At 62.5% G+C, this 25,579-nt stretch carries 13 protein-coding genes; 7 read left to right on the top strand and 6 right to left on the bottom strand.

Features of this window, described 5'->3' with window-relative positions; genetic code table 11:
• The 5 genes from AB8804_RS19515 to tssB form a co-directional block, all read right to left on the bottom strand.
• Positions 1-1,693: OmpA family protein (locus AB8804_RS19515; protein WP_371189349.1), on the bottom strand; the 1,693-nt coding region annotated here is incomplete at its 3' end.
• A complete protein-coding gene (gene tssL, locus AB8804_RS19510) occupies positions 1,690-2,379 on the bottom strand; it encodes a type VI secretion system protein TssL, short form (protein ID WP_371189346.1) in 690 nt (229 codons plus the stop codon). The genes AB8804_RS19515 and tssL, both read right to left, overlap by 4 nt.
• Positions 2,376-3,716 (bottom strand): type VI secretion system baseplate subunit TssK, encoded by a 1,341-nt coding sequence (gene tssK / locus AB8804_RS19505; protein WP_371189342.1) that lies wholly within the window; start codon positions 3,714-3,716, stop codon positions 2,376-2,378. Before tssK ends, tssL begins: the two co-directional genes overlap by 4 nt.
• Before the next feature lie 12 nt (positions 3,717-3,728).
• Positions 3,729-5,264 carry a type VI secretion system contractile sheath large subunit gene (gene tssC, locus AB8804_RS19500; protein ID WP_371189337.1) on the bottom strand — a complete coding sequence of 512 codons (1,536 nt, stop codon included), beginning with the start codon at positions 5,262-5,264 and terminating at the stop codon, positions 3,729-3,731.
• A 42-nt stretch (positions 5,265-5,306) separates the two neighbouring features.
• Positions 5,307-5,798, bottom strand: a complete 492-nt coding sequence (tssB, locus tag AB8804_RS19495) for a type VI secretion system contractile sheath small subunit (protein ID WP_371189332.1) — start codon at positions 5,796-5,798, stop codon at positions 5,307-5,309.
• Positions 5,799-6,549: 751 nt separating this feature from the next.
• On the opposite strand from tssB, the gene AB8804_RS19490 reads away from it, so the two are divergent.
• The 7 genes from AB8804_RS19490 (at position 6,550) to AB8804_RS19460 (ending at position 24,234) form a co-directional block, all read left to right on the top strand.
• Entirely contained in the window at positions 6,550-6,906 is a 357-nt protein-coding gene (locus AB8804_RS19490; protein ID WP_371189328.1) for a hypothetical protein, read from the top strand.
• A 731-nt stretch (positions 6,907-7,637) separates the two neighbouring features.
• A complete protein-coding gene (locus AB8804_RS19485; RefSeq protein WP_371189325.1) occupies positions 7,638-18,515 on the top strand; it encodes a BapA/Bap/LapF family large adhesin in 10,878 nt (3,625 codons plus the stop codon).
• Between the two features lie 81 nt (positions 18,516-18,596).
• Positions 18,597-20,000 (top strand): TolC family outer membrane protein, encoded by a 1,404-nt coding sequence (locus AB8804_RS19480; protein ID WP_371189208.1) that lies wholly within the window; start codon positions 18,597-18,599, stop codon positions 19,998-20,000.
• Complete coding sequence (locus AB8804_RS19475) at positions 19,997-22,195, top strand: type I secretion system permease/ATPase (protein WP_371189205.1); 2,199 nt, start codon at positions 19,997-19,999, stop codon at positions 22,193-22,195. The genes AB8804_RS19480 and AB8804_RS19475 overlap by 4 nt, the downstream gene beginning before the upstream one ends.
• Positions 22,196-22,205: 10 nt before the next feature.
• A complete protein-coding gene (locus tag AB8804_RS19470) occupies positions 22,206-23,375 on the top strand; it encodes an HlyD family efflux transporter periplasmic adaptor subunit (RefSeq protein ID WP_371189356.1) in 1,170 nt (389 codons plus the stop codon).
• A 207-nt stretch (positions 23,376-23,582) separates the two neighbouring features.
• The gene (locus AB8804_RS19465; RefSeq protein WP_371189353.1) at positions 23,583-23,891 is read left to right on the top strand and encodes a type II toxin-antitoxin system RelE/ParE family toxin; all 309 of its coding nucleotides are present in this window, start codon (positions 23,583-23,585) and stop codon (positions 23,889-23,891) included.
• Positions 23,892-23,901: 10 nt separating this feature from the next.
• On the top strand, positions 23,902-24,234 hold the full coding sequence (locus AB8804_RS19460) for a HigA family addiction module antitoxin (RefSeq protein ID WP_371189202.1): 333 nt from the start codon (positions 23,902-23,904) through the stop codon (positions 24,232-24,234).
• 63 nt (positions 24,235-24,297) lie between these two features.
• Here the strand turns inward: AB8804_RS19460 and AB8804_RS19455 are convergent, their stop codons facing one another.
• The gene (locus AB8804_RS19455; RefSeq protein ID WP_371189198.1) at positions 24,298-25,479 is read right to left on the bottom strand and encodes a PLP-dependent aminotransferase family protein; all 1,182 of its coding nucleotides are present in this window, start codon (positions 25,477-25,479) and stop codon (positions 24,298-24,300) included.
• Between the last annotated feature and the right edge of the window lie 100 nt (positions 25,480-25,579).

The following is a 25,579-nucleotide window of genomic DNA, read 5'->3' as shown; positions in this document are numbered from 1 at the left end:
TTGAAACGTCACGTATATCCTGTGACGCGGTTGTTGCGCCCGGCAGCTGGCAGGCGTTCGCCTGCGGCACCAGGCTGATTTCGACACGGCGGTTCAGCGCCCGGCCTTCGGCCGTGTCGTTGGTTGCGATCGGGCGGCTTTCGCCATAGCCCTGCACCGCGAAACAGCTTTCCGGCACGTCGCCGGTATCGCGCATCCAGTCGCGCACCGATTCCGCGCGCTTGAGCGAAAGCACCTGGTTGGATTTGTCGTCGCCGGTGCTGTCGGTGTGACCCGCCACCACGATGAGCCAGCCCGGTTTCGCCTTGATGCCCACCAGCGAGTTCACCAGCAGCTTCGTCGAGCCGGGCTTCAGCGCCCATTTGCCGGTGTCAAACAGCGACATGCTGTCGAGGCGGACGATTTTGGGAACGACTTTTTCGACCGGTTTTGGCGGCGGCGGAGGCGGCGGCACGTAGGAGCGAATCGCCTCCAGCACGGGCATGCGTAACGCCTCTCCGCGATACAGCCCGAGGCTCATCTCCATCGGCTCGCCGCTGCGCGCCCAGCCATCAAGCTGCGCGGCATCCTCACGCAGAACCTGTACGGCGCGCGCCTTCGGCCCGTAGTTGTCCATCGAAATGCGATCGTAGTGCCGGATATCGAAGCTCAGGCGCTGGATGAGCATGCGGTTGTTCCATGCGCTGCTGAGCAGCGCGGCAACGGCGGCCAGGGTAAAAATGCCCAGCGCGCAGCGCCAGGTGCGGGTACGCGGCGTGAGGCCCTGGCCTTCAGGCAGCAGCGGCAGAACAAAGTCCGGAAAGAGCGACATCACCGTCGTGCTCGTGCCCACCGGCTGCCAGCCGGAGACGTGCTGCATGGCGGTGTGCCGCGACAGCCAGGCGGTCCAGGCGGAGGTGGCGAGGCTGCCCGACAGAATGGGCGCCATCCCCCACAGCACCGCGGTGGGCGTAACCACCGGAATATCCGGCTCGTCGCTGATAAATACGGCTTTGACGTGGGCGCGGAACCAGGTCATGAGGCTGTTCATCAGGACCTGCTGCTGCATCGCCATCGCCCCGCCCGTTGTCACCCACGCGGATATCGGGCTCGGTGCGGACGATGCGCGCCAGACGCGAATCCCCTCATCGGGAATGGCCGCCTGCCAGAGGATGTCGTCCATCATTGCGCTGCCCACGAGGCCGTTCAGCACCACGGGCACGGTATGGCCGGACTCCCGGCGCAGCTGGCTGATTTGCCAGCGGAGCGTCAGAAGGCGGCTGGTTAGCGCCTCGCTGTCCGCGTGTTTTTGCGGGCAGACGCTGACCATGACCGAAAGCTGCCGCCCCCAGTGCGGGCGCTGGCGCAGAACGTACAGGGCGACCTGCATCAGATCCTGCGACTCGTCAACCCGGATCCAGCAGCCCTGGGGCACGGTCAGCACCTGCGATTGTTCCGGCCACGCCTGCGGTAAATCACCGCAAACCAGCACCACCGGCTGACGCCAGGTGGCTTCAGGAAGGTTATCGATATGCAGGCCGCTTTCGTAGCGGGTCTTACGGCTGACCACCCGCCAGGCAACAAAGATCGCGCCCAGCATCCCCGAGAGGATCAGCAGGGATACTCCCCGCGAAACCGGAAGAAATACCAGGCAGAGCACGATGCTGAGAAAAGCCGCCCACAGGGCCAGCCCGCGCTGTTGTGCAGGACTCATTTCACCGCTCCAGGCAGAAGGGTCGCCAGCATCCGATCCAGCCAGCCGTCCAGCACCCACCAGAGCACGACGATAACGATCGCGCTCAGGCCGATACGCGCTGGCCAGGAGGAGAACCAGCCGCTCATTCCCCAGCCGGCGTGGCTTTCTGCCAGTATCGGGTGGTTCTGCGGATAGCTAAAAGGCTGAACGCGCTCGCTGAGTGCCTTAACCAGGCGCTGACGTTCCGGATCGTTCAGAGAACGGTAGCTGCCGAGGAAGCCCAGCATCATCACGCGCTGGAAGCAGGTCAGCACGGCGTCATCCGGCGCAGGCTCGCGCAGCACCTCGCGCATCCGGTCGCAGAGCGTATCGCCAGCGTCCATCGTGCCGAGGAAGTGGCCCTGCAGCGGAATGTCATACCACTGGACGCAGGCGTCATCCTCCACGCCGCGGCCCTTGACGGCTTCGTCAAGCAGCGCGCACTGCGCCATGAGAATGTGCCTACAGCTGGCCTCGTCCATGCCGCTTTCCTTCAGCACGTGCTGCACCCGCTCCGCATCGGCCACGCAGCGCTCCCAGAGCTGACGCCCCTCGCCTTCCTGGAACCGGGGGCCATGGCGCAGGCTGATAACCTGCAGCCAGGTGTCCTGGAGTAGCGCGTCGATATCAACAGGCGCGGCCGCGCCGCGCATAGGTTCACTCATGTTCTCAGCACCGCAAAGAGTTCAAGTTCTGGCTCCCCGAGCATGCCCGGGACATAAAACATGCAACTGCCGCTTTCCAGCATTTCGATCGCCAACGGATGGGAAACGTCGAGGCTGAAATACTGGTTTTCGAGACGCAGCGGGATGGCCGCAGGGACATGGCGCAGCGGCGTCAGCGGAATACCCTCGCGCGAGGAGTTGACGATCGCCCTGACGTGATCCGGGCTTCCGGCCTTGCACTGGCGAGGGAACTGCTCGTGCAGCTGTGCCACCGGCACCGGCGAGCGGACGGAGAGGTAGTAGTCAGCCCCTTCGCGCAGGCGCGGATCGTGCAGGCGTGCCTGCCAGAAGTGCAGACGCGCGTCATGCTCCAGCGCAATCGCCACCACGCGCGACGGCAGGCTGGCTTCCAGCAGATCGCTGAGCAAATCGAACAGCGGCGGGAAAACGGCGTTCAGGTTTTCATGCTGGTACACGGGGATGGCGCTAACCTGATGCGCCAGGGAGAACGTCAGAAGGCTGCCGGCAAGGCGCGCCAGCTCGGGATACAGCCGCTCCACCGCGCTTTGCGGCGTGCGCTGAAACTGGCCGAGCACCGGCTCCGCGCTGTTGAGCGCGTTGAGCAGCCAGAACAGAGAGACGTCGGCCACGGCAAAGTCGGCCATCCGCTCGTTGCTTTCCCGGCGCATCGACATCAGGCGGGTCAGGCGGGCGCGCAGCTGGGTCAGCAGCTGCTCAAGCTGGGTCATCAGCCAGCGGCTGCTCTGCAGCGTCAGCAGCGGCGGAAGAAACGTCTCATCGATCCGCCAGCCCCCCTGCGTATCCTGCTGAAGGCGGGCCACCGGGCACGTCAGATAGTCGCTGTTGTTCTGATGCGCAAAGCGCAGCGTCAGCTCCGGCTGCAGAACGGCGATCTGACGTGAATCGTCGCCGAACTGGTTGCGCACGTCGTGCCAGCGCTGGCGATAGCGTATCGGACGCTCGGCCACTTCATCAGGCTTCAGGCAATTTCCGCCGTTTGCCCGCATCAGGGGAAGCGCCAGCAGCACCACCACGTCCTGCTGGTCATTATCCAGCGTGAGCGCGGGCGGGAGCGGATCGGCATTTTCCGTGTCGATCAGCGTGCCGTCCTGAAAGCGGAGGTGCAGGCGGCGGGCCTGCAGACGCCCAAGCCTAAGCGCGTCCGCTTCAAAGCGCGCGTCGATGACGCCCCAGGGGTGGTTAAGCCCCATCTGCGCAATGCATTCAGCAGACCAGGCTGCGTACGCAGCCTGCTGTTGAAAATGCTGGGGCGAGACCATGATCCCCCGCCCCCATAACGGTAGTTCCGTCTTCATTTTCGTCCTGTTTTACGCTTTCGCTTTCGGCATCTGGCTGACCAGAGACAGGTTCACGTCCATCCCTTCCACCTGGAAGTGCGGGATCGCGTACAGGCGCACGCGGAAGAAGCCCGGGTTGTCCTCGATGTCTTCCACCACCACCTTCGCATCGCGCAGCGGGTGTGACGCCTGCAGCTCGTCGCCCGGATCGGTCATTTCCGTTACCAGCCCGCGAACCCAGGTATTCAGCTCCAGCTCGAGCAGGCGACGGTCTTTCGTCGTGCCGATGTTTTCACGCTGAATCAGCTTCAGGTAGTGCGCGATGCGCGACAGCAGGAAGATGTACGGCAGGCGCGCGTTGATGCGGCTGTTGGCGGTCGCGTCCGCGGTGTCGTACAGGGCTGGCTTCTGGGTGGAGTTCGCCGAGAAGAAGCACGCGTAGTCGCGGTTCTTGTAGTACGACAGCGGGATAAAGCCCAGGTTGGCGAACTCGAACTCGCGGGTTTCCGGGATCATCACCTCTGACGGGATTTTCACCTGGTTGCCGGTGCCGAGGTCGTACAGGTGGATCGGCAGGTCCTTCACCGCGCCGCCCGCCTGCGGGCCGCGGATCTGCACGCACCAGCCGTTGTTGATGAAGCTCTTCACCATGTTCGAGGCAAAGGCGAACGACGCGCTGGTCCACAGGTACTTCTCGTGATCCGGGCCCTTCACCTGCTCAACGTAGTTGAAGCTGCGCACCGGCACGGTGTCCGGACCGTACGGCAGGCGGCCCAGCACGCGCGGCATCACCAGCCCGATGTAGCGGGAGTCGTCGGTGTCGCGGAAGGATTTCCACTTGATGTATTCGGCGCGGTCGAAGTAGTTGCCGATGTCCTTAATCGCGGCCACCTCTTCCATCGAGTCTTTCAGGAAGAATTTCGGACCAACGGCGCCGATGAACGGCATGTGCGCGGCGGCAGACACCTTGGAGATGTTGCGCAGCAGGGCGATGTCCTGCGGGCTGGCATCAAACTCATAAGAAGAAATGACCGAACCAATCGGCTCGCCGCCCGGGGTGTCGTACTCGGCGGTGTAGGTGTGCCAGTACAGGCCGCTCTGGATCAGCTCCGGCGCGTCCTCGAAGTCCTGGCGCAGGTCGTCTTTGGAGACGTCCAGAATTTCGGTTTTCACGTTCTGGCGGTAGTCGGTGTTGTCCACCAGCTGCTTCAGGCCGCGCCACAGGGATTCCACCTTCTGGAACTCCTCGTGGTGCATCACCGCGTCGAGCTGGCGGCTGATCTGGAAGTCCAACTCGGCGATGTGGTGGTCAATCAGCGACTTGTCGAGCTTTTCCACCTGCTGGCCGGACTTGCGGATGCAGTCCATGAAGACCTGCATCGCGGCGGTCAGGCGTTCGCCCGCCGGGGCTTCCGACAGCGCCGCATCGTCCAGAAACGCGTTGATATCGCCCAGGCTTGACGCCGGGGCAAGATTAATTTTTTCAAACAGGGAGGCGTAAACGCCCTCTTTCTCAAGAACCGTGGTTTGCCCCTGTGCCGGGCTTGTTTCAGTATTAACAGACATCAGCATTCTCTCGTGTAATCCATTAAAAAACGTGCGCGCGGCTTATTTCGGGGCAAGCGCACTCATCTCATCGCGTAATTCCTGGGACAGGGCCGGATCTTTAAGAATTTTCTCGAGCTCTTTTCTGAAAGTGGCGTTATCCAGCAGATTGGATTTGAGGTCGCGTAATAAATTACGCATCGCCAGCATGGCGCGCAGCTGGGGAATTTGGCGCGCAACCTGCTCTGGCTCGAAGTCTTTCATTTCGGAGAAGCTTAATTTCACGCTCTCCTCCGAACCGTCGCCCGCCAGCGTATTCTTAACGGTAAGATTTACTTCCGGAGAAAATTCTGAGAGCACGCTGTTGAAGTTATTTTTGTTGACGTTGATTTTCTCTCTTTCAGATAACGGACGGGACTCTTTGCCATTACTGAAATCGCCAACGGTCAATAGCTTCAGAGGCAATTCAACTTTCTTTTGCGCGCCTCCCGTGTGTAAAGCCAGTTTTAAATTGATGCGTGCCTTAGGCACTTCGTTCTGGAACGTATCAGCCATAGCAGTCCCTTTCCTTTAGGAATGAAGAGTGATTTAACAGCGGTTTTTTTGCGAAACCATAATAGAATAAACACCCATACAAGATCAACTTGGCAGATCAATGATCCATTTTAGGAATTTTATTAAGAATTTTCTTCTGAATTGAGAAGAGAAGCCTACTGCAAACGCAGCGTAAAAGAGGCGGGAGTCACTGCTTATTAAACAAATGAAAGAATGATTATCTAATTATGTTAAAAATATTGGCTCAATACAACCTTACGGGCCGTAAATTGATATTTATCAACACAGAAAAAGCACGCCTTGCAGGGAGCATACGATACACAGCGTAAAAGCAAATTCAAACCTTTATGCTACTGCCAATGAGTCCATAATAAGACTTTTATTAATAATATGATATATCTTCTTAAATCCGGGAAAAAACCTAGGAATTTTCTTGCGGAAAAAACCGTGAGCCAGGAAACAAAACGCAACCGATAAGTTCGATTCCATACATTATGCAAAAACTTATCCAGGAAAAATTCACTACATAAATAGCCTCGCCCCCCTCAGTAATTGAAAGCGTGAATGCTCTACGCAGGCTCATGACCAAAGCTAATGCTTCCTGGATATATTTTCTTACATGCGCTCATTCTTATACGAAATCCCCTCGCGACGGCGTCCCGAACCACTTACAGTTTTTTCCTAAAGCCTTGCCGGTTCGCTTGTGCCATGCTGAATCACGCTCATAACCGAAATGTGAAATGAGGAAATTATGAAAAAAACAATTATTGCACTGTCTGCCGTTCTGCTGGCTTCTCCCGTTTTTGCTGCGACCACACACGCCACTGACGATACCGTAGCCGCGGCAAAAGCCAACGCCAACGATGCCGAGCAAAAGCTGCACGAAGAGCAGCACAAAGGTGAAGAGCTGAAGCTCAAGCAAAAGCACGCCGCTGAAGGCAAAAGCGAGAGCTTTGGCAGCAAGGTAAGTGAAGATTCACAGAAAGCCTGGCACAAAACCAAAGAAGGCACGGAAAAAGGGTGGGACGCCACCAAAGAAGGAACAGAGAAAGGCTGGAACAAGACTAAACAGGGCGCTAGCGACCTGGAAAAGAAAGTCACTGAGTAATGCTTCCCGCCTAAAAGGGCCGCCAGCGCGGCCCTTTTTTCATCGCCCTTGCGAACTTCTCGTCAAAATTCATACCTCTGTCGTATTATCTGCAAAAATTTATTAGGGTATTTTTTCATTACCTGCTACCGACATTATTTTACGCTATAGCAGATTATGACCGCTCTTCAAGAAAATAACCAAAAAACAACCAGAAATATAATATATCTATAATTAATAAAGTTTACTCGCCCTAAAATTATATTTAAGCGGCATTAACTTAACAAAGTTAAATAATCACGCCTGTGTCGTTACTATTTATACCCCCACCTATAAAACACCCCCAACAAAAACACAAAACCATTAAAAATCAACAAGTTACACAATAACGAAGCGACTACAATACAGAAGATCGCTTCTGTTTAATTAAGACGCGTCACGTTTACATAAGCAGAGTTTGCATATTCATTAATTCCTAGCTATATCATTTTTATCCCTTTTAAAAAAATACCTCCATTAATCACAAGGTTTATCCATTACGAAGAAATAAAAACATCGCTGTATCTGATAAATAAATAGATTTGCCCCTGATGTTGCCACTCTCGATGCTGGCGGGCATCGGTCGCTCTAAAGAAAGTTACGGTGAGCTTTGCATAAATAACGGCGGCTCTGCCGGGAGCCCGTATTACCCCACACTGAGAAAGCGACGTCCTGCACGCCGTTAATAATATCTCTGCTGGAGTAATAACTGTATGAGCCAAATCTCTGTTATTTCTAAACTTACTGGCGTGGAAACGACCACTGAGGGCACACAGGTTACCCTGGGCCATTCCTCTGTCGTTAAGCTTCACGTAGAGCGTGCCGATATTGCGCACTACGCCCGCAGCGGCAACGATCTGGTGATTTCACTTCATTCGGGTGAAGTCATTACGCTCAAAAATTTCTACGTAAACGATGCGCAGGGGGCGAGCCAGCTGGTGCTGGAAGAAGGCAACGGCGCGCTGTGGTGGATTGAAGATCCCACCGGCGTAGAACATTACGAAGCGATCGCCTCCGTCGATGCGCTGCTGGCCTCATCGGGCGGCGAAGCCGGCGGGGCCGCCGTCTGGCCGTGGGTGCTGGGTGCCCTGGCGGTCGGCGGTGGGGTTGCGCTGGCAGCAGGAGGCGGCGGCGGTGGCGGCGGTGACGACAACGGCAACAATGGCAACAACGGCAATCCGGGCAATCCGGGAAACCCGTCCACGCCTGACACAACGGCGCCTAACCCGCCCTCTGACCTGAAATTTTCCTCCGACGGCGCCTCCGTGACCGGCACCGCAGAGCCCGGCAGCACGATTACGCTGAAGGACAGCAGCGGACACGTAGTGGGGACAGGCAAAACCGGCAGCGACGGCACCTTCACCATTGAGCTGGGCACGCCGCTGACCAACGGAGAGCAGATCACCGCCACGGCAACGGACTCCTCGGGCAACACCAGCCAGGCGGGGCACGTCACCGCGCCGGACCTTACCGCGCCTGACGCCCCGGACATTCTGATTGTCGACGACAACGTCGGAGCCGAGACCGGCCCGCTCACCAACGGCCAGCGCACCGACGATGCCCGCCCGGCGATCAGCGGTATTTCCGAGGCCGGTGCCACCATCACGATTTACGACAACGGCAAGCAGATCGGCACCACCAAAGCCGACGCCAACGGCAACTGGAGCTTTACGCCGGGCACGGCCCTCGCTAACGGCAATCATACGATCACCACTACCGCGACCGATGCCGCCGGAAACACCAGCGCGCCGTCCACGGCGGCGACCTTTATCGTCGATACCGTGGCGCCATCGGCCCCCGTCGTCACCGGCATCACCGATGACGTCGCCCTTAACACCGGCGCGCTCAGCAACGGCTCCAGCACCAACGACCAGCGCCCGACGCTCAGCGGAACGGCGGAAGCGGGCTCGACGGTCACGATATATGACAACGGCATCGCCATCGGCACCGCGAACGTCAACGCCAGCGGCGCCTGGACCTTCACGCCGTCGGTCAACCTGAGCGAAGGCAGCCACCAGATCACCACCCGCGCCACCGACGTCGCGGGCAACCAGGGCGCGCCCTCCCCGGCCATCACCCTGATCGTCGACGTGACCGCGCCAGACAGGCCAACGGTCTCGCTCAACGCCGCGGGCACCGTGGCAACGGGCCACGCCGACGCCAACACCACGATTATTATCACCGACAGCAGCGGCAACCGGATTGGGTCGATTCCGGTGGACGCTAACGGCAACTACAGCATCACGCTGAACCCGCCGCAGCCCGGCGGCGTGGTCATTAACGTCACGGCCGTCGACGCGGCCGGTAACGTCAGCCCGGTCGCCACCACCACGTCGCTTCAGGTCACGCCGGACACCACGCCGCCGACCCCACCGAGCGATCTGGTGGTCTCCGGCGACGGTAAAACGGTGACCGGTAAAGCCGAAGCCAACAGCACGGTGACGATAAAAGACCCCGCAGGCGATGTGATAGGCACCGGCAAGGCGGGCAATGACGGCACCTTCACCATCGGCATTACCCCAGCGCAAACCAACGGCGAAACGCTGCAGGTGGTCGCAACCGACGCGGCGAATAACGCCAGTCAGCCGGGGACAACCACCGCGCCAGACACCACCGATCCGCTCGCCCCTGAAAACGTGAAGGTACTTCCTGACGGTACCGCCATTACGGGCACCGCCGAGCCGGGCAGCACCGTCAGCATCAAGGGCCCCGGCGGCACCGAGATCGCCAGCGGCAAGGCGGGAGACGACGGCACGTTCAACATCCCGCTGGTGCCAAAAGTGCTTAACGGCGAAACGCTGACCGCCGATGCCACCGACAAGGCCGGAAATACGGGTCCGACGGCCTCCGCGATCGCGCCGGACCTGCTCCCGGCAGAAACGCCGGTCATCACCTCGGTGGAAGACAACGTGCAGAACGTGGTGGGCACCATTCCGAGCGGAGGCCTGACCAACGACGGCACGCCGACCCTTCACGGCACGGGCGAAGCGGGCACCCGCCTGTACATCTTTGACGGCCAGACGCAAATCGGCACGCTGGTGATCCCGGCGGGCGGCGTCTGGACCTTTACCCCCGCCGCCAACATGCAGGCGGGCGGGCACGTCTTTACCGCCACGGCCATCGACGCCGCGGGCAACGCCAGCGGCACGTCCAACAGCTGGAGCATCACCATCGACCTCACGCCGCCCGCCACCCCGGTTATCACCCAGGTGGTGGATGCCGTCGAAGGCTACACCGGGCCGCTGACCAGCAACCAGCCGACGAACGACAACCGCCCGGTCATCAGCGGAACCGGCGAGCCGGGCAGCACCATCAGCATCCGCATTGACGGCGCGCAGATCGGCACCGCGACGGTAGACGCAAACGGCAGCTGGAGCTTCCAGCCGCCAACCGCTATCCCGGACGGCAGCCACGCGCTGACCGCCGTGGCGATCGACCCGGCGGGTAACGCCAGCGATCCTACCGGCGGCTTTACCCTGAACATCGATACCACCCCGGCGGGCACGCCGACGATCGGCACGGTCACCGACAGCACCGGTGACGTGACCGGCCCGGTCACCAGCGGCACGCCGACGGACGAAACCCGCCCGCTGTTGCAGGGCACCGCCCCGGCGGGCAGCACCATTACCGTGTATGACGGCACGACGCTGCTCGGCACCGCCACGCTCAACGGCAGCGGCGGCTGGAGCTTTACCCCAACCACCCCGCTGACCGACGGCACGCACACCCTCACCGTTAAGGCCACCGACGCGGCGGGTAACATCACCACCTCGCCGCCGTTCAGCCTGGTGATTGATACCGTTGCGCCGGGCACGCCGGATACGCCGGAAGTCACCGTTAACCCGGACGGCGGCGCGGGAGTCGCGCTGAACCCGGGGGAAACCACCCGCGATACCACCCCAACCCTGAGCGGCACGGGCACGCCGGGCGATACGGTGGCGATTTACGTTGACGGCGTGAAGCAGACCGAAGTGACCGTCGGCAACGACGGCACCTGGACCTGGACCGCCCCGCCGCTGGCTAACGGCACCTATGACGTGACCCTGACCGTCACCAACAAGGACGGCGCGGGCAACGAAAGCTCACCGTCGCAGCCGGTTACCATCGTGATTGACACCGACGCACCGGACAAACCGGGCGTCCCAACCGTTAGCGACAGCGTCAGCCAAATCACCGGCCCTGTGGCGGACGGCGGCAGCACCAACGACCCGCGCCCGGTGCTGAGCGGCGAGACCGAACCAAACGCCGTGGTGATTATTTACGACAGCCAGGACGGCGCCGCGCCGGTTGAGGTTGGCCGCGTCACCGCCAACGCCAGCGGGGACTGGAGCTGGAGGCCGGACGCCAATATCGACGAGGGCTCGCACCAGTACACCGCCACCGCCACCGACGAAGCGGGCAACGTGTCGCTGAACTCGGATCCGATCACCATCAACGTTGATACCACGCCTTCGGCCTCTCCGGTGATTACCCTGGCCGGTGGCGCAGCCGCGGGCGGCGCCACGGACGACAATACCCCGGCGATTACCGGCACGGGCGTAAACGGCGACAGGGTGATTGTCTACAACAACGGCGTGGCGATTGGCGAAGCGACGGTGGTGAACGGCACCTGGACGGTGACGCCTTCCGCTCTGCCGGACGGCACCCTGCACCTCACCGCCGTGTCGGTGGACGCGGCGGGGAACCCGAGCGCGCCGAGCGCCCAGTTCAACGTCACCGTTGATACCGTGCCGCCCGCCATTCCGCAGATTGACAGCATCTCCAGCAGCACGCTGGCAAACAACGTGCTCTATACCAACGACACCACGCCGACGATCTCCGGCAAAACGGAGCCGGGCAGCACCGTTGAGGTATTCGTCAACGAAACCTCGGTGGGCTTCGCCAACGTGGCGGCAGACGGCACCTGGACCTTCACGCCGACCGCCCCGCTCGACCAGGGCAGCAACGGCATCGCCGTCGTCGCGACGGACGCCGCGGGCAACAGCACCACCAGCCCGACCACGGTAGTCACCGTGGACAGCGTTCCGCCTGCGGATCCGAGCAACCTGGCCATCAATACCCAGGGCACGCCGGTCACCGGGAATGCCGATCCGGGCACCACCATCACCATTAAAGACGGCGGCGGTACGGTGATTGGCACCGGCGTCGCGAACGGCAGCGGCGCGTTCTCCGTTGCGGTCAGCCCGGCGCAGGCCAACGGCGCGGATCTCACCGTGACCTCAACCGATGCGGCAGGCAACGCCAGCGATCCGTCGTCGCTCACCGTCACCGGCGTGACGGCGGGGCTGCCTGACGTGCCGATCATCACCGATATCATCGACGACGCGGGCAGCGTCACCGGCAGCGTGCTGGGCAAAACCTCGGACGACACCACGCCAACCATCAGCGGGACCGCCGTGGCGGGCAGCACGGTTACGCTCTACCTGGACGGTAGCCTGATTCCGTTCGCCATTATCCCGGTCGGCGTGGGCGGCACCTGGAGCTATACCGCAACGGCGCTTCAGGCGCTGGGCGAAGGCCCGCACACCTTCGAAGCGACCACCACCGTGGGGCTGTTCACCAGCGGTCGCTCCCCTGCCGCCAGCGTTACCATCGACCTGACCGCGCCGACGGCGCCGGTTATCGGCTCGGTGACGGACGACGTCGGCCCGGGCACGGGCGCGCTCACCAGCGGCCAGTCCACCAACGATACCCAGCCGACCCTGAGCGGCAGCGCGAAGGCGGGCGACACCATCACCGTCTACAACGACGGCGTCTCCATCGGCAGCGTGGTGGTCGGCCAGACCGGCACCTGGAGCTTTACCCCATCGACGCCGCTGGCCGAGGGCAGCCACGCCCTGACCATCCGCGAGACCGATCCGGCGGGCAACCAGAGCGCGGCCTCGCCGGCCTTTACCGTGGTGGTCGATACCAGCACGGTCACGCCGACGATCGTGAGCGTTAACGATAACGTCGGCACCGTGACGGGCAACGTGCCGAGCGGCACGACGACCGATGACACCACGCCGACGCTGAGCGGCACGGCGGAGCCGAACAGCACGGTGGCGATTTTTGACGGCGCCACGCAAATCGGCGCCGTCACCGCCAACGCCAGCGGCGCATGGACCTTTACGCCGGAAACGGCGCTCGGGGAGGGATCGCACAGCTTCACGGCGGTAGCGACCGACCCGGTAGGAAACGTCAGCAGCGCCTCCGCGGCCTGGAGCGTGACGGTTGATACCGTCGCCCCAACCGCACCGACCTTGACCGGCGTGGAGGATAACGTCGTCGGCGGCACCATTGGCAATATCGCCACCGGGCAGGTCACGAACGACAACACGCCAACGCTGAGCGGCACCGGCGAGGTTGGCAGCGTGGTGCATATCTTCAATAACGGCACTGAAATCGGCTCAGCGACGGTTATCGCGGGCGGGACGTGGAGCTTTACCCCTACCACGCCGCTGGCGGACGGCAGCTACGTCCTCAGGGTCAACGCCACCGACGCGGCGGGCAACGTCTCGGCCAACTCGCCGGTCTACAGCTTCACCGTCGACACTGCCGGGCCAGCTGAGCCCGTGCTGTCGGCCGTGATTGACGACGTTGGCCCGGTCACCGGCACGCTGACCAGCGGCAGCGCCACCAACGACGCGCGCCCAACGTTCAACGGCACCGGTGAAGTCGGCGCGACCGTCCACGTCATCGTCGACGGCACCGAGGTCGGCACCGCGCTGGTCAACGCCCAGGGCAACTGGACCTTCACGCCGACCACGGCGCTGGCGGAGGGCCCGCACGCGGTGACGCTCAACGCCACCGACGCGGCGGGCAATACCGGCCCGACCAGCCTGCCGTTTAACCTGACGGTGGATACGGGCGTGCCCGTCGCCCCGGCGATTACCACGGCCAGCGATAACGTCGGCGCGATTCAGACCCCACTCACCTCCGGCCAGAGCACCGACGACACCACGCCAACGCTGAACGGCACCGCCGAGCCGAACTCGACCGTCACGATTTATGAAAACGGCACGGCGGTTGGCACCGCGCAGGCGGACGGTTCCGGGGCGTGGACCTTTACCCCACCGGCATTAGCCAGCGGCAGCCACACCTGGACCGCCACGGCCACCGACGCGGCGGGCAACGTCAGCCCTGCCTCGCCGGGCTTTACGGTGATTGTTGATACCGCGGCGCCAAACGCGCCGGTCATCACCTACGCGCTGGACGACGTCGGCGCGGTGACCGGGCAGCTCGCCAGCGGCCAGACCACCGACGACACCGTGCCGCGCCTGATCGGCACCAGCGAACCGAACGCAACGGTGCGGATCTATGAAGGCTCAACGCTGGTGGGAACCGGCGTGGCCGACGCCAGCGGCAGCTGGGCGATAACCCTCACCACCACGCTGGACACGGGCCAGCACAACTTCACCGCCCAGGCGACGGACGCCGCGGGCAACAACAGCCAGCCGTCGGCGAGCTTTAGCCTGACGATTGACACCACGCCGCCCGCCGTGCCGGTCATCGTCAGCGTCACCGACGACGTGGGCAATGCCGCCACGCCGATTACCAACGGCGGCCTGACCAACGATAACCAGCCGACGCTCAGCGGCACCGCGGAAGCGGGAACGACGATCAAAATCTACGACGGCACGACGCTCGTCGGCACCGTGACCGCCACCGGCGGCGCCTGGAGCTATACGCCTACGCTTGGCGACGGGCAGCACTCGTTTACCGTGACGGCGACGGACGCCGCGGGCAACGTCAGCGATCCTACCGCCGCGTTCGTGGTTAACGTCGATGCCACCGCGCCGACCGTTCCGACCATCACCTCGATCGTCGATGACGTCGGCACCGTGACCGGCCCGATTATCGGCAGCAGCCCGACCAACGATCCGCGCCCGACGCTGAACGGCACCGCCGAAGCCAATTCCACCGTGCGCATCTATGACGGCACCACGCTGGTGGGCACCGTAACGGCCGACGCCAACGGCGCCTGGACGCTGCCGCAAACCAACATTGCGCTGGGCGAGGGGCAGCACAGCTTTACCGTTACCGCCACCGACGCGGCGGGCAACACCAGCGCCGCCTCCGCGCCGACCGCCATCACGGTGGACCTGACGCCGCCTGCGCTGCCCACCACGCTCGCCGTCATCACCAACGGCACGCACGTAACGGGCGTCGCGGAAGCGGGCAGCACCGTCACCATCACCTCCAGCACCGGAACGGTGCTCGGCACGGCGACGGCGGACGGGAACGGCAACTTTAACGCCACCATCACCCCGGCGCAGACGGGCGGCGAATCGCTGCTGGTGTACGCCACCGATAAGGCCGGAAACGCGGGCACCAGCGCGTCGGTAACCGCGCCGTTCACCACCGTTCCGAACGCGCCGGTCATCGCGACCGTGGCCGATAACGTCGGCACGATCCAGGGCAATCTGACCAACGGGAAAGCGACCGATGACGCCACGCCGACCCTGAGCGGCACGGCGCAGCCCAACGCCACCGTCACGCTGTACAACAACGGCGTGGCGATGGGCACCGTGGTTGCCGACGGCACCGGCAGCTGGACCTTCACCACGCCGACGCTCACGGAAGGCTCCCATGCCTTCACGGCGACGGCGGCTAACGGTTCCGGCACCAGCCCGGTCTCCGGCGCCACCACGGTGATCGTCGACCTCACGCCTCCGGGGGCGCCGTCCGGCACCTTCAACGCCGACGGCAGCGTGCTGACCGGGACCGCCGAAGCGGGAAGCACCGTCACCATCAACCTCGGCGGAGGCAACACGGTCACCACCGTCGCGGGCAGCAACGGCACCTACAGCTACACCTTCCTCAACAAGCAGACCGAAGGCCAGACGCTGCAAATTACCGCCACGGACGCGGCCGGTAACGTGTCGCAGCCGGGCTCCGTGGTGGCACCGGTGGTGCCGCTGTCGGCCAGCACCAACCTTGAGGAGCTGGAGCTGAGCACCACCGCCACCGTCACCAACACCCAGTACAGCGACTACGGCTTCCTGCTGGTGGGCGCACTCGGCAACGCCCTGACCCTGCTCGGCAACGACACCGCGCAGGTCGGCTTTACCGTCGGCACCGGCGGCAGCGCGGATATCGTGGTCAACGCCAACGCCACGGGCGCGGTGCTTTCGCTGCTGAACACACTCGAGCTGGTGGTGCAGCGCTTCGACGCCGTCAACAACACCTGGACGACGGTGGTTGATACCGGCCAGCCGCAGTGGGCCTACCTGCTGACGCTCGGGGCGAACGGCGTGTCGCTTAACCTCAACGGGCTTGCCGACGGCCAGTACCGCGTGCTGAGCTACAACACCAACCTGCTGGCGACCGGCTCTTACACCAGCATCGACGTGGGCGTGAAGGAGACCAGCGCGGGCACCGTGACGGGCGAAACCAGCCTCACCGGGAACGTGATCCTTGACGTCGATCCGACAACGGGCAGCGACAACGCCCCGGCGGGCACCACCGTCAGCGCGGTCACCAACGCCAACGGCGACACGGTGAACGTCACCGCCAACGGCACCGTGGTGCAGGGGCTGTACGGCACGCTGACCATCAACCTCGACGGCAGCTATACCTATAACCTGACCAACACCAGCGCCGCCGTGCTGGGGCGCACGGAGAGCTTCACCTACACCATCACCCACAACGGGGCGTCAGCCTCGGCCAGCCTTGTGCTGAACCTCGGCGCGGGCACCGTGGCGACCGGCATCGTGGCGGTGGACGACACGGGCTCGCTGACCTACGACACCACGGTGCATGAGATCAATAACGGCACTTCGTCGCAGGGCGGCTTCACCGTGGTGGGGATCAACCTCGGCAACACGCTGGGGCTGAACCTGCTGGACGACCTGAGCAACCCGATCATCTACAACGTGGAGGAAGGCACCACCCGCACCATGACCATCCAGGCCTCCGTCGGCGGCGTGGCGCTGGCCTCGGTGTTCGATCTCTACATCTACAAGTTCAACGACGCGACCCAGACCTTCGAGCAGATGCGCGTTCAGCCGGGCTGGCTGCGCGCGCCGCTGCTGGGCGGCACCTCGTCCCAGCTGACGCTTAACCTGCCTTCCGGCGAGTACCTGTTCCTGCTCAACACCGCGGCGGGGATCACCGCGCTGACCGCCTACACCCTGAACGTGCTTGAAGATCACGTCTACAGCGTGTCGAGTGTCGGGGCGAGCACCACGGGCGACGTGCTGGCGGACGATATTGCGCCGTCCGGCACCACGGTCACGGACGTCAACGGCGTGGCGGTTAACGCCAACGGTACGACCACCATCGTCGGGGAATACGGCACGCTGACCATTAACGCCTCCGGTCAGTACACCTACACCCTTAAAACCGGCATCGGCGCGGACCACATCAGCACGCCGGATACCTTCGTTTACACCATCACCTCGCCGACGGGGGCGAAGGACACCGCCTCGCTGAACATCACCCCAACCGCGCGGGCGATGGACGCCGTCAACGACGTCAGCAGCGTGATGGATGTGACCTCGGTACACCACACGTCACTCTACTCGGATACCTCGGTGGGCACCGCAAGCTGGAGCTCGGCGCTGCTGGCAACCACCTCGGGCAGCGGCAGCGGCACCTTCGTGGTCGACCCGAACACGGCGCTGCATGACGTAGTGCTGCACTTCAACGTCGCCTCGCTCCTGACGCTGGGCGGCCTGACGGTCAACTGGACGATCTCCCAGGGCGGCACCACGATCCGTTCCGGCTCCTTCGGCGGCGGGCTGCTGCTGGGCGGCAACGCGGATATCGCCGTGTCGGGGCTGGATCTGAACGCCGGGACCTACACCCTGAGCTACACCGGCAGCGTGCCGGCGCTCGGGCTGGGCACGGTAACCATCACCCCAAGCGTCACCGGGACCACCTACTCCCTGAGCCAGTTTGACTCCACCAGCGGCCACGCCGTCAACGGCAACATCTTTGACGGCACGGACTCCGCCGGGGCGATGGATCAGCTGCACTCGGTGGATACCCGCCTGAGCATCACCGGCTACAACGGCGTCACCACGACGGTAGATCCGTACTCCGGCAGCGCCACGGTCAACGTCGTCGGCCATTACGGCACGCTGGCGATTGGCGCAGACGGTCACTACACCTACACCCTGAACGCTGGCGTGTCGCTCTCCAGCATCACCTCGAAGGAGGTCTTCAACTACACCCTGACCGACGCGGCCGGGAAAACGGACAGCGCGACGCTGACCATCAACATGGCGCCGCAGTTCATCAGCTCGGAACACAACGATCTGATTACCGGCACCGCGTATGCCGACACGCTGATCTACCAGGTGCTGAACACCACCGCAGGCAACGGTACGGGCGGCAACGTCAGCAGCACCGCGGGCGACCACTGGACCAACTTCTCGCTGTCGCAGGGGGACAAAATCGACATCGGCGATCTGCTGGTGGGCTGGAACGGCAGCGCCTCGACGCTGGGGAACTATCTCCACGTCACCCAGAGCGGCGGCAGCACGGTGATCTCCATCGACCGCGACGGCGCGGGAAGCACGTACACCAACACCACGCTGGTGACGCTGGATAACGTGCAAACCACCTACGACGAGCTGGTCAATCAGCAGCACATCATTACCTGACAATAACAAGCACCACCTGACCCGGGCGCACAGCGCCCGGGCATAAACAATAAAGCCGTACTCATTTATTAGGGACATGACATGGGAAAGAAGATGCCTTGCTGGTGGCTCTCGTGCTGCCTGATATCTGTACCCACGCTCGCGGCAAACCCGGCCTCGACGATCAATACCGAAGACCTGCGCGACGCGCAGGAGCTTCCCTCCCTGAGCGGACGCGTGGCCCCGGTGGCCGGCAAAGCCGCGCCCGGCACGCTGCAGCTCGGCGAAGCCGTTAACCGCGCCGTGACCTGGCACCCCGCCATCAGCGAAGCGGTCGGCAAGCTCTACCAGCAGAGCGAAGAGGTGGACGTCGCCAAATCGAAATACTATCCGCAGATAAGCGCCGGGATGGACAACGGCTATACCCACGACGGCGACGACAACGGCTTTACGCCGTCGCTGGTGCTCTCGCTTTCACAAATGCTGTACGACTTTGGCAAGATGGCAAGCCAGGTGCGCGCCGAAAGCGCGGGCGTGGCCCAGCAGCAGGCGAACGTGCTGGTGAGCATCGACACCATCGCCCACGACACCGCCATCGCCCTGGTGCAGGTGCAGACCTGGCAGCAGATGGTCGACACCGCCAAAGAGCAGCTCGACGCCCTCTCCTCCATCGGCACGCTGGCAAAGCAGCGTAACGACGAGGGGGCCAGCTCGCTCTCCGACGTGGTGCAGACCGATGCCCGCATCGAAGGCGCGCGGGCGCAGCTGATGCAGTACCAGGCGAGCCTCGACAGCGCCCGCGCCACGCTGATGAGCTTTCTCGGCTGGGACGGCCTGAACGGCGTAAGCAATGACTTTCCGGCCAGCCTGACGCGAAGCTGCGACATCGCCGAGCCGGACGACCGCCTGGTGCCCGCGGTGCTGGCGGCCTGGGCGCAGGCCAACGTCGCGCAGGCGAACCTCGACTACGCCAACGCGCAGATGACGCCGACCGTCTCGCTGGAGCCGGAGGTGCGCCACTACCTGAACGACCGCTACTCCGGCAGCGAGGTGCGGGACCGCACCCAGTACTCCGCGTGGGTCAAGGTGCAGATGCCGCTCTACCAGGGCGGCGGGCTGACCGCGCGGCGCGACGCCGCCGGGCACGCGGTGGAATCCGCCCAGGCCACTATCCAGCGCACGCGCCTCGACGTGCGGCAAAAGCTGCTGGAGGCGCGCAGCCAGGTGATGAGCCTGCTCAGCACCCTGCAAATTCAGGGCCGCCAGGAGACGCTCAGCGCCCGCACCCGCGAGCTGTACCAGCAGCAGTATCTCGACCTCGGCTCCCGCCCGCTGCTCGACGTGCTTAACGCCGAGCAGGAGGTCTACCAGGCCCGCTTCACCCAGCAGCAGACCGCCGGGCAATTGCACCAGCTGCAGCTTAACTGCCTGTACAACACCGGGCGCCTGCGTCACGCGTTCGACCTTGATAACCGCACCATCCAGACCGTGGAGATCCAGCCATGAAGCCAGGTGATATTCCGCAAGGGGAGAGCATAACGGATGATGCGCTGGCGCAGTGGGCGCAGGCGTTCGGCTACGTCGCCACCCGCTACCGCGTGGCCTGTTCGCCCGGGTCGCTGATTGCCGGTGCGCCGTGGCTAAAAGGAAAGCCGATGGTGCCCGCCCTCACCCAGCTCGCCCGCGAGGCGGGGCTGTCGTTTCAGCTGCTGACGGCGGACCAGCAGGCCATCAACAGCTGGCGCCTGCCGGTGGTGGTGGAGCTGGACGGGGGCAAAATTGGCGTCATTGAGCATTTCGACGGCGAAGATACCCTTGAGGTCTGTTTTTTCGACGACAAGATGCACACCAACCGCCTGTCGATGGCGGCGATGCTGCCCAGCGTCCGCCACGTGATCGCCCTGCGCCCGCTGGCCGCGCTGAAGGACAGCCGCGTGGACGCCTATATTTCGAAATACCGCCCGGACTGGCTCTACCGGCTGGTGATGCGCGACCTGCGGCCCTACAGCTGGGTGATGCTCGCCGCGCTGTTCATCAACGTGCTGTCGCTCTCCGGCATTGTCTTTTCCATGCAGGTGTACGACCGGGTGATCCCCGCCCAGTCCTACCCAACGCTCTACGTTCTGACCATCGGGGTGCTGATCGCCACGCTGTTTGGCTTCGTGCTGCGCGTGGCGCGCGGGCACATTATGGATCTGCTGGGCAAGCGTTCCGATCTGCGGGTGTCGGATCGCGTCTTCGGCCACGCCCTGCGCCTGCGCAACAGCGCGGTCCCGCGCTCGACCGGGAGCTTTATCTCCCAGCTGCGCGAGCTGGAGCAGATCCGCGAGATGGTCACCTCCTCCACCATTTCCACCATCGTCGATCTGCCGTTCTTCTTCCTGTTCGTGATCGTGCTGGCGATCATCGCCCCGCAGCTGGCGTGGATCGCCCCGGTGGCGGCGGTGATCATGGTGCTGCCCGGCCTGCTGCTGCAAAAGCGGCTCGCCGAGCTGGCGAAGCAGTCGGCGCATGAATCGACCCTGCGCAACGCGGTGCTGGTGGAGAGCGTGCAGGGGCTGGAGGACATCAAGCTGATGCAGGCGGAAAACCGCTTCCTGCAGCAGTGGAACAGCTATATCCAGATCACCGCCGAATCGGGCCTGCGCACCCGCGAGCTGACGCAGAACCTGATCAACTGGGGCATGACGATCCAGAGTCTGGTGTACGCCGGGGTGATCGTGGTGGGCGCGCCGATGGTGATCGACGGCACGCTGACCACCGGCTCGGTGGTGGCGGCCTCGATGCTGGCGTCGCGGATGATCGCCCCGATGGCGACCCTGTGCGGCGTGCTGGCCCGCTGGCAGCAGGTCAAGGCGGCAAAAGAGGGGCTGGACAGCATTATGCAGCTGCCGACCGAGAACCAGCGTGAAGAGACGCCGATCCGCCAGGACGTGCTGCGCGGACACTATCTGTTTGAGCAGGCGCAGTTCCGCTATCACCCGGACGATCCGCGCATGGCGCTGCGCATCAACCGCCTGGAGATCAAGCCCGGCGAAAAGGTGGCGATCCTCGGGCGCAACGGCGCGGGCAAATCCACGCTGCTGCAGGCGCTGGCGGGCGGCATGGATCTGGCCGGAGGCGAAGTGCGGCTCGACAACCTCAGCCTGCCGCACCTGGACGTGGCGGACGTGCGGCGCAACGTCGGCTTTATGACCCAGAACGCGCGGCTGTTTTACGGCACCCTGCGCGAGAACATCACCCTCGGCATGCCGCGCGCCACCGACGAGGAGATCTTCGAGGCGCTGGAGATGTGCGGCGCGGCGGGCTTCGTGCAGAAGCTGCCGAAGGGGCTGGACTACCCGATCATGGAGAACGGCGTGGGGCTCTCCGGCGGGCAGCGGCAGTCCATCCTGCTGGCGCGCATGCTGCTGCGCGATCCGAACATCGTTCTGCTGGACGAGCCGACCGCGTCGCTGGACGAGCACACCGAGCGCGAGTTTATCCAGCGCCTGGGGGCCTGGCTCGGCAACCGCACGCTGATCGTCGCCACCCACCGCGTGCCGGTGCTGGAACTGGTCGAGCGGGTCGTCGTCCTGAAAGAGGGCATGCTGGTGATGGATGCGCCGAAGGCGCAGGCGCTCAGCAACAGCCGCATGCAACAGCAGCAGCAACAGCAGGCAACCGGACGGGAGTGGAAAAATGAAAATCAGTCAGCGTGACGTTGCCGCAATGGAAGATCTGGACAACGCCCTCGACTCGGAGAGCGGCTACACCGGTGCCCGGCGCATCGTGATCTTCTCCCTGCTGCTGTTCGTCGCCGTCGGGATCTGGGCGTGGTTCGGGGTGCTGGACGAGGTCTCGACGGGCACGGGCAAGGTGATCCCCAGCTCGCGCGAGCAGGTGTTGCAGTCTCTCGACGGCGGGGTTCTGACCGAGCTGAACGTCCACGAGGGGGATCAGGTGCAGGCCGGACAGGTGCTGGCACGCCTCGATCCGACGCGCTCGGAGTCTAACGTCGGCGAAAGCGCGGCGCGCTACCGGGCCGCCCTCGCCTCCAGCGTGCGCCTGTACGCCGAGGTGAACGATCTGCCCCTCAAATTCCCGCCGTCGCTGGCGAAGTGGACGGACCTCACGGGGGCCGAAACGCGCCTGTACAACTCCCGGCGCGCGCAGCTGGAGGACACCCAGCGCGAGCTGCGCTCGGCGCTGGATCTGGTGAACAAAGAGCTGGCGATCACCCAGCGGCTGGTCAAAACCGGCGCGGCCAGCCACGTTGAGGTGCTGCGGCTGCAGCGGCAAAAAAGCGACCTGGAGCTGAAGCTGACCGACGTGCGCTCGCAGTACTACGTGCAGGCGCGCGAGGCGCTGTCCAAGGCCAACGCGGAGGTGGATATGGTGTCGGCGATCCTCAAAGGGCGCGAGGATTCGGTCACGCGCCTGACGGTGAAATCCCCGGTGCGCGGGATCGTGAAAAACATCAAGGTCACCACCATCGGCGGCGTGATCCCGCCTAACGGCGAGCTGATGGAGATTGTGCCGGTGGACGATCACCTGCTGATTGAAACCCGCCTTTCGCCGCGCGACATCGCCTTTATCCACCCCAACCAGGAGGCGCTGGTGAAAATCACCGCCTACGATTACGCCATTTACGGCGGCCTGCACGGCGTGGTCGAGACGATATCGCCGGACACCATTCAGGACGAAGCCAAGCCGGAGGTGTTCTACTATCGGGTATTTATCCGCACCAGCCAGGACTACCTGGTGAACAAGGCGGGCCGGCACTTTTCGATTGTGCCGGGGATGATCGCCACGGTGGATATCAAGACCGGCGAGAAAACGGTGCTGGATTATATGATCAAGCCGTTCAACCGGGCGAAAGAGGCGCTGCGGGAGCGGTAAATGCGCTAACCGTCCCCTCTCTCATTTGGGATGAGGGGATCTATCTGAAGCCGCCTCGCAGAATCGACACATTTTCTTTTACTCCCCTTTCCTCCATTTTCATACCCCGTAACACTATCGTCATTAACAAAAGAAATGCACTTGCGCACAGTGCATCGGTGCATTACCATGACCTCAGCTTCACAGGGACAGGAGCTAACCACCATGATGCTAAAAAGCATTAAACATTTTCGCGATGAATGGCTTAGGGATTTTTTTCTGTATGGCAAGACGAGCTGCGTTATTCCGAGCAGCATCGAGTCGGTTCTGGCAAGAAAGCTGGATATGATCAATGCCGCCGCGTCGTACAAAGACCTCCGTTCGCCGCCGGGAAACAGGTTCGAAGCGCTGAATCCCCCTCTTGACGGCTTTTTCTCTATTCGCATTAACAGACAGTATCGGCTGGTATTCAGGTGGGCGGACGGCAAGGCAGAAGATCTTTACCTCTCCCCCCACAAATACACGCTACACAAGTGAGGTATCACCCATGACTTTTCAACAGGCATTACGTAAGCCGACAACGCCGGGCGACGTGTTGCAGTATGAATATCTTGAACCGCTCAACCTCAAAGTTGCAGACCTCGCGGACATGCTCAACGTGCATCGCAATACCGCGAGCGCGCTGGTGAACAATAACCGGAAACTTACCGCCGACATGGCCGTCAGGCTGGCGAAAGCGTTCGATACCAGCATCGAATTCTGGCTGAACCTGCAGCTGAATGTTGATATCTGGGAAGTGCAAACCAACGCCAGAACGCAGGAAGAGCTGAGCCGGGTAAAAACCGCAGCGGAAGTATTGGCAAAGCGAAAAGCGGGATAATGTTTTTGGCTGAACCCGAATGCAACAGCCCGGCAGCGTTTACTCAACCTGCCGGGGCTTTGCTTACAGCGAAATTTTCAAACGCCTGACCGCCTCGACCAGCTGCTCGTCGGTCGGCGTGACAAACGACATGCGCAGCGTCGTCTGGTCCGGCTCACTGCAGTAGAAGAATTCGCCCGGCACGAACACCACGCCGTTGCTGAGCGTTTTTTGCAGCCATTTCGTCGTATTGATGCCGTTGTTCATTTTCGCCCACAGGAACATACCGCCTTTCGGCTTGTGGAACGTCATCACGTCGCCCAGCTCCGCTTCCAGCGCAGTGGCAAACGTCTGGTACTTCTGGCGATACGCTTCGCGGATCATCGTAATTTGCCCGGCCAGACGGCCCGTTTTCAGGTACTCGTAGGTCATCAGCTGCGACAGGGTGCTGGTATGCAGATCGGTGGTTTGCTTCAGGTTCACCACCGCGCGCTTCAGCCACTCGGGTACCACCACCCAGCCCACGCGGGTTCCCGGCGCGAGGATTTTGGAGAAGGTTGAGGTATACACCACGTTATCTTCATTGCCGATATCTTTAGCGTGAGCAATTAACGGGCGAAACGTCTCGTCGGTATAATTAATTTCGCTGTAGGGATCGTCTTCAATAATAACGAAATCAAAGCGCTTTGATAATTCCACCAGCTGTTTACGACGCGCTTCAGAAAGCGTTACGCCGCCCGGGTTACCAAACGTCGGGACAATATAAACGGCTTTGATGGTTTTATTTGCCGCCAGCGCTTCCAGCTCATCCACTTTCATTCCGTCACCGTCGGTGCCCACGGATTCAAAGTTTGCCTGCGCCAGACCAAATACCTGCAGCGCGGCCAGATAGGTTGGGCGTTCGACAACAACGGTATCGCCTGGGTTAATTAACGCGCGGGCCAGCACGTCGAGAGACTGTTGCGAACCGGACGTGATCACCACGTCATCGGCCTTGCAGGCAATGCCCCTTCCTGAGCAGATGCGCTCGATCGCGTCGCGCAGCCCCGGCACGCCCTCGGTCAGGCCGTACTGAAACGCCTCGCCAAATTGCTGTGATAGCACGCCATCCGCGGCTATCTTCAGCCCTTCGTGATCGAACAGGTCGGGGTTAGGAATACCGCCGCCAAGCGAAATCACGCCCGCCATTTTGCTGTGTTTTAATAATTCACGGATGGCGGACGATTGCAGGCCCTGCGCGCTGCTGGCGAGTTTACTGACAGACATTCTCTCTTTACCTTCTTTTTTTATGATATGACCCGTCTTAGTAGCACATGTCAGCGGCCTTGATAACTCCTTTTCGCGCGTTGTGCCGGGTCGGCGCCAT

The organism is Enterobacter sp. KBR-315C3_2022 (assembly GCF_041399425.1).
Taxonomy (GTDB): Bacteria; Pseudomonadota; Gammaproteobacteria; order Enterobacterales; family Enterobacteriaceae; genus Enterobacter.
This window is presented reverse-complemented; position numbering and strand designations above follow the sequence as displayed.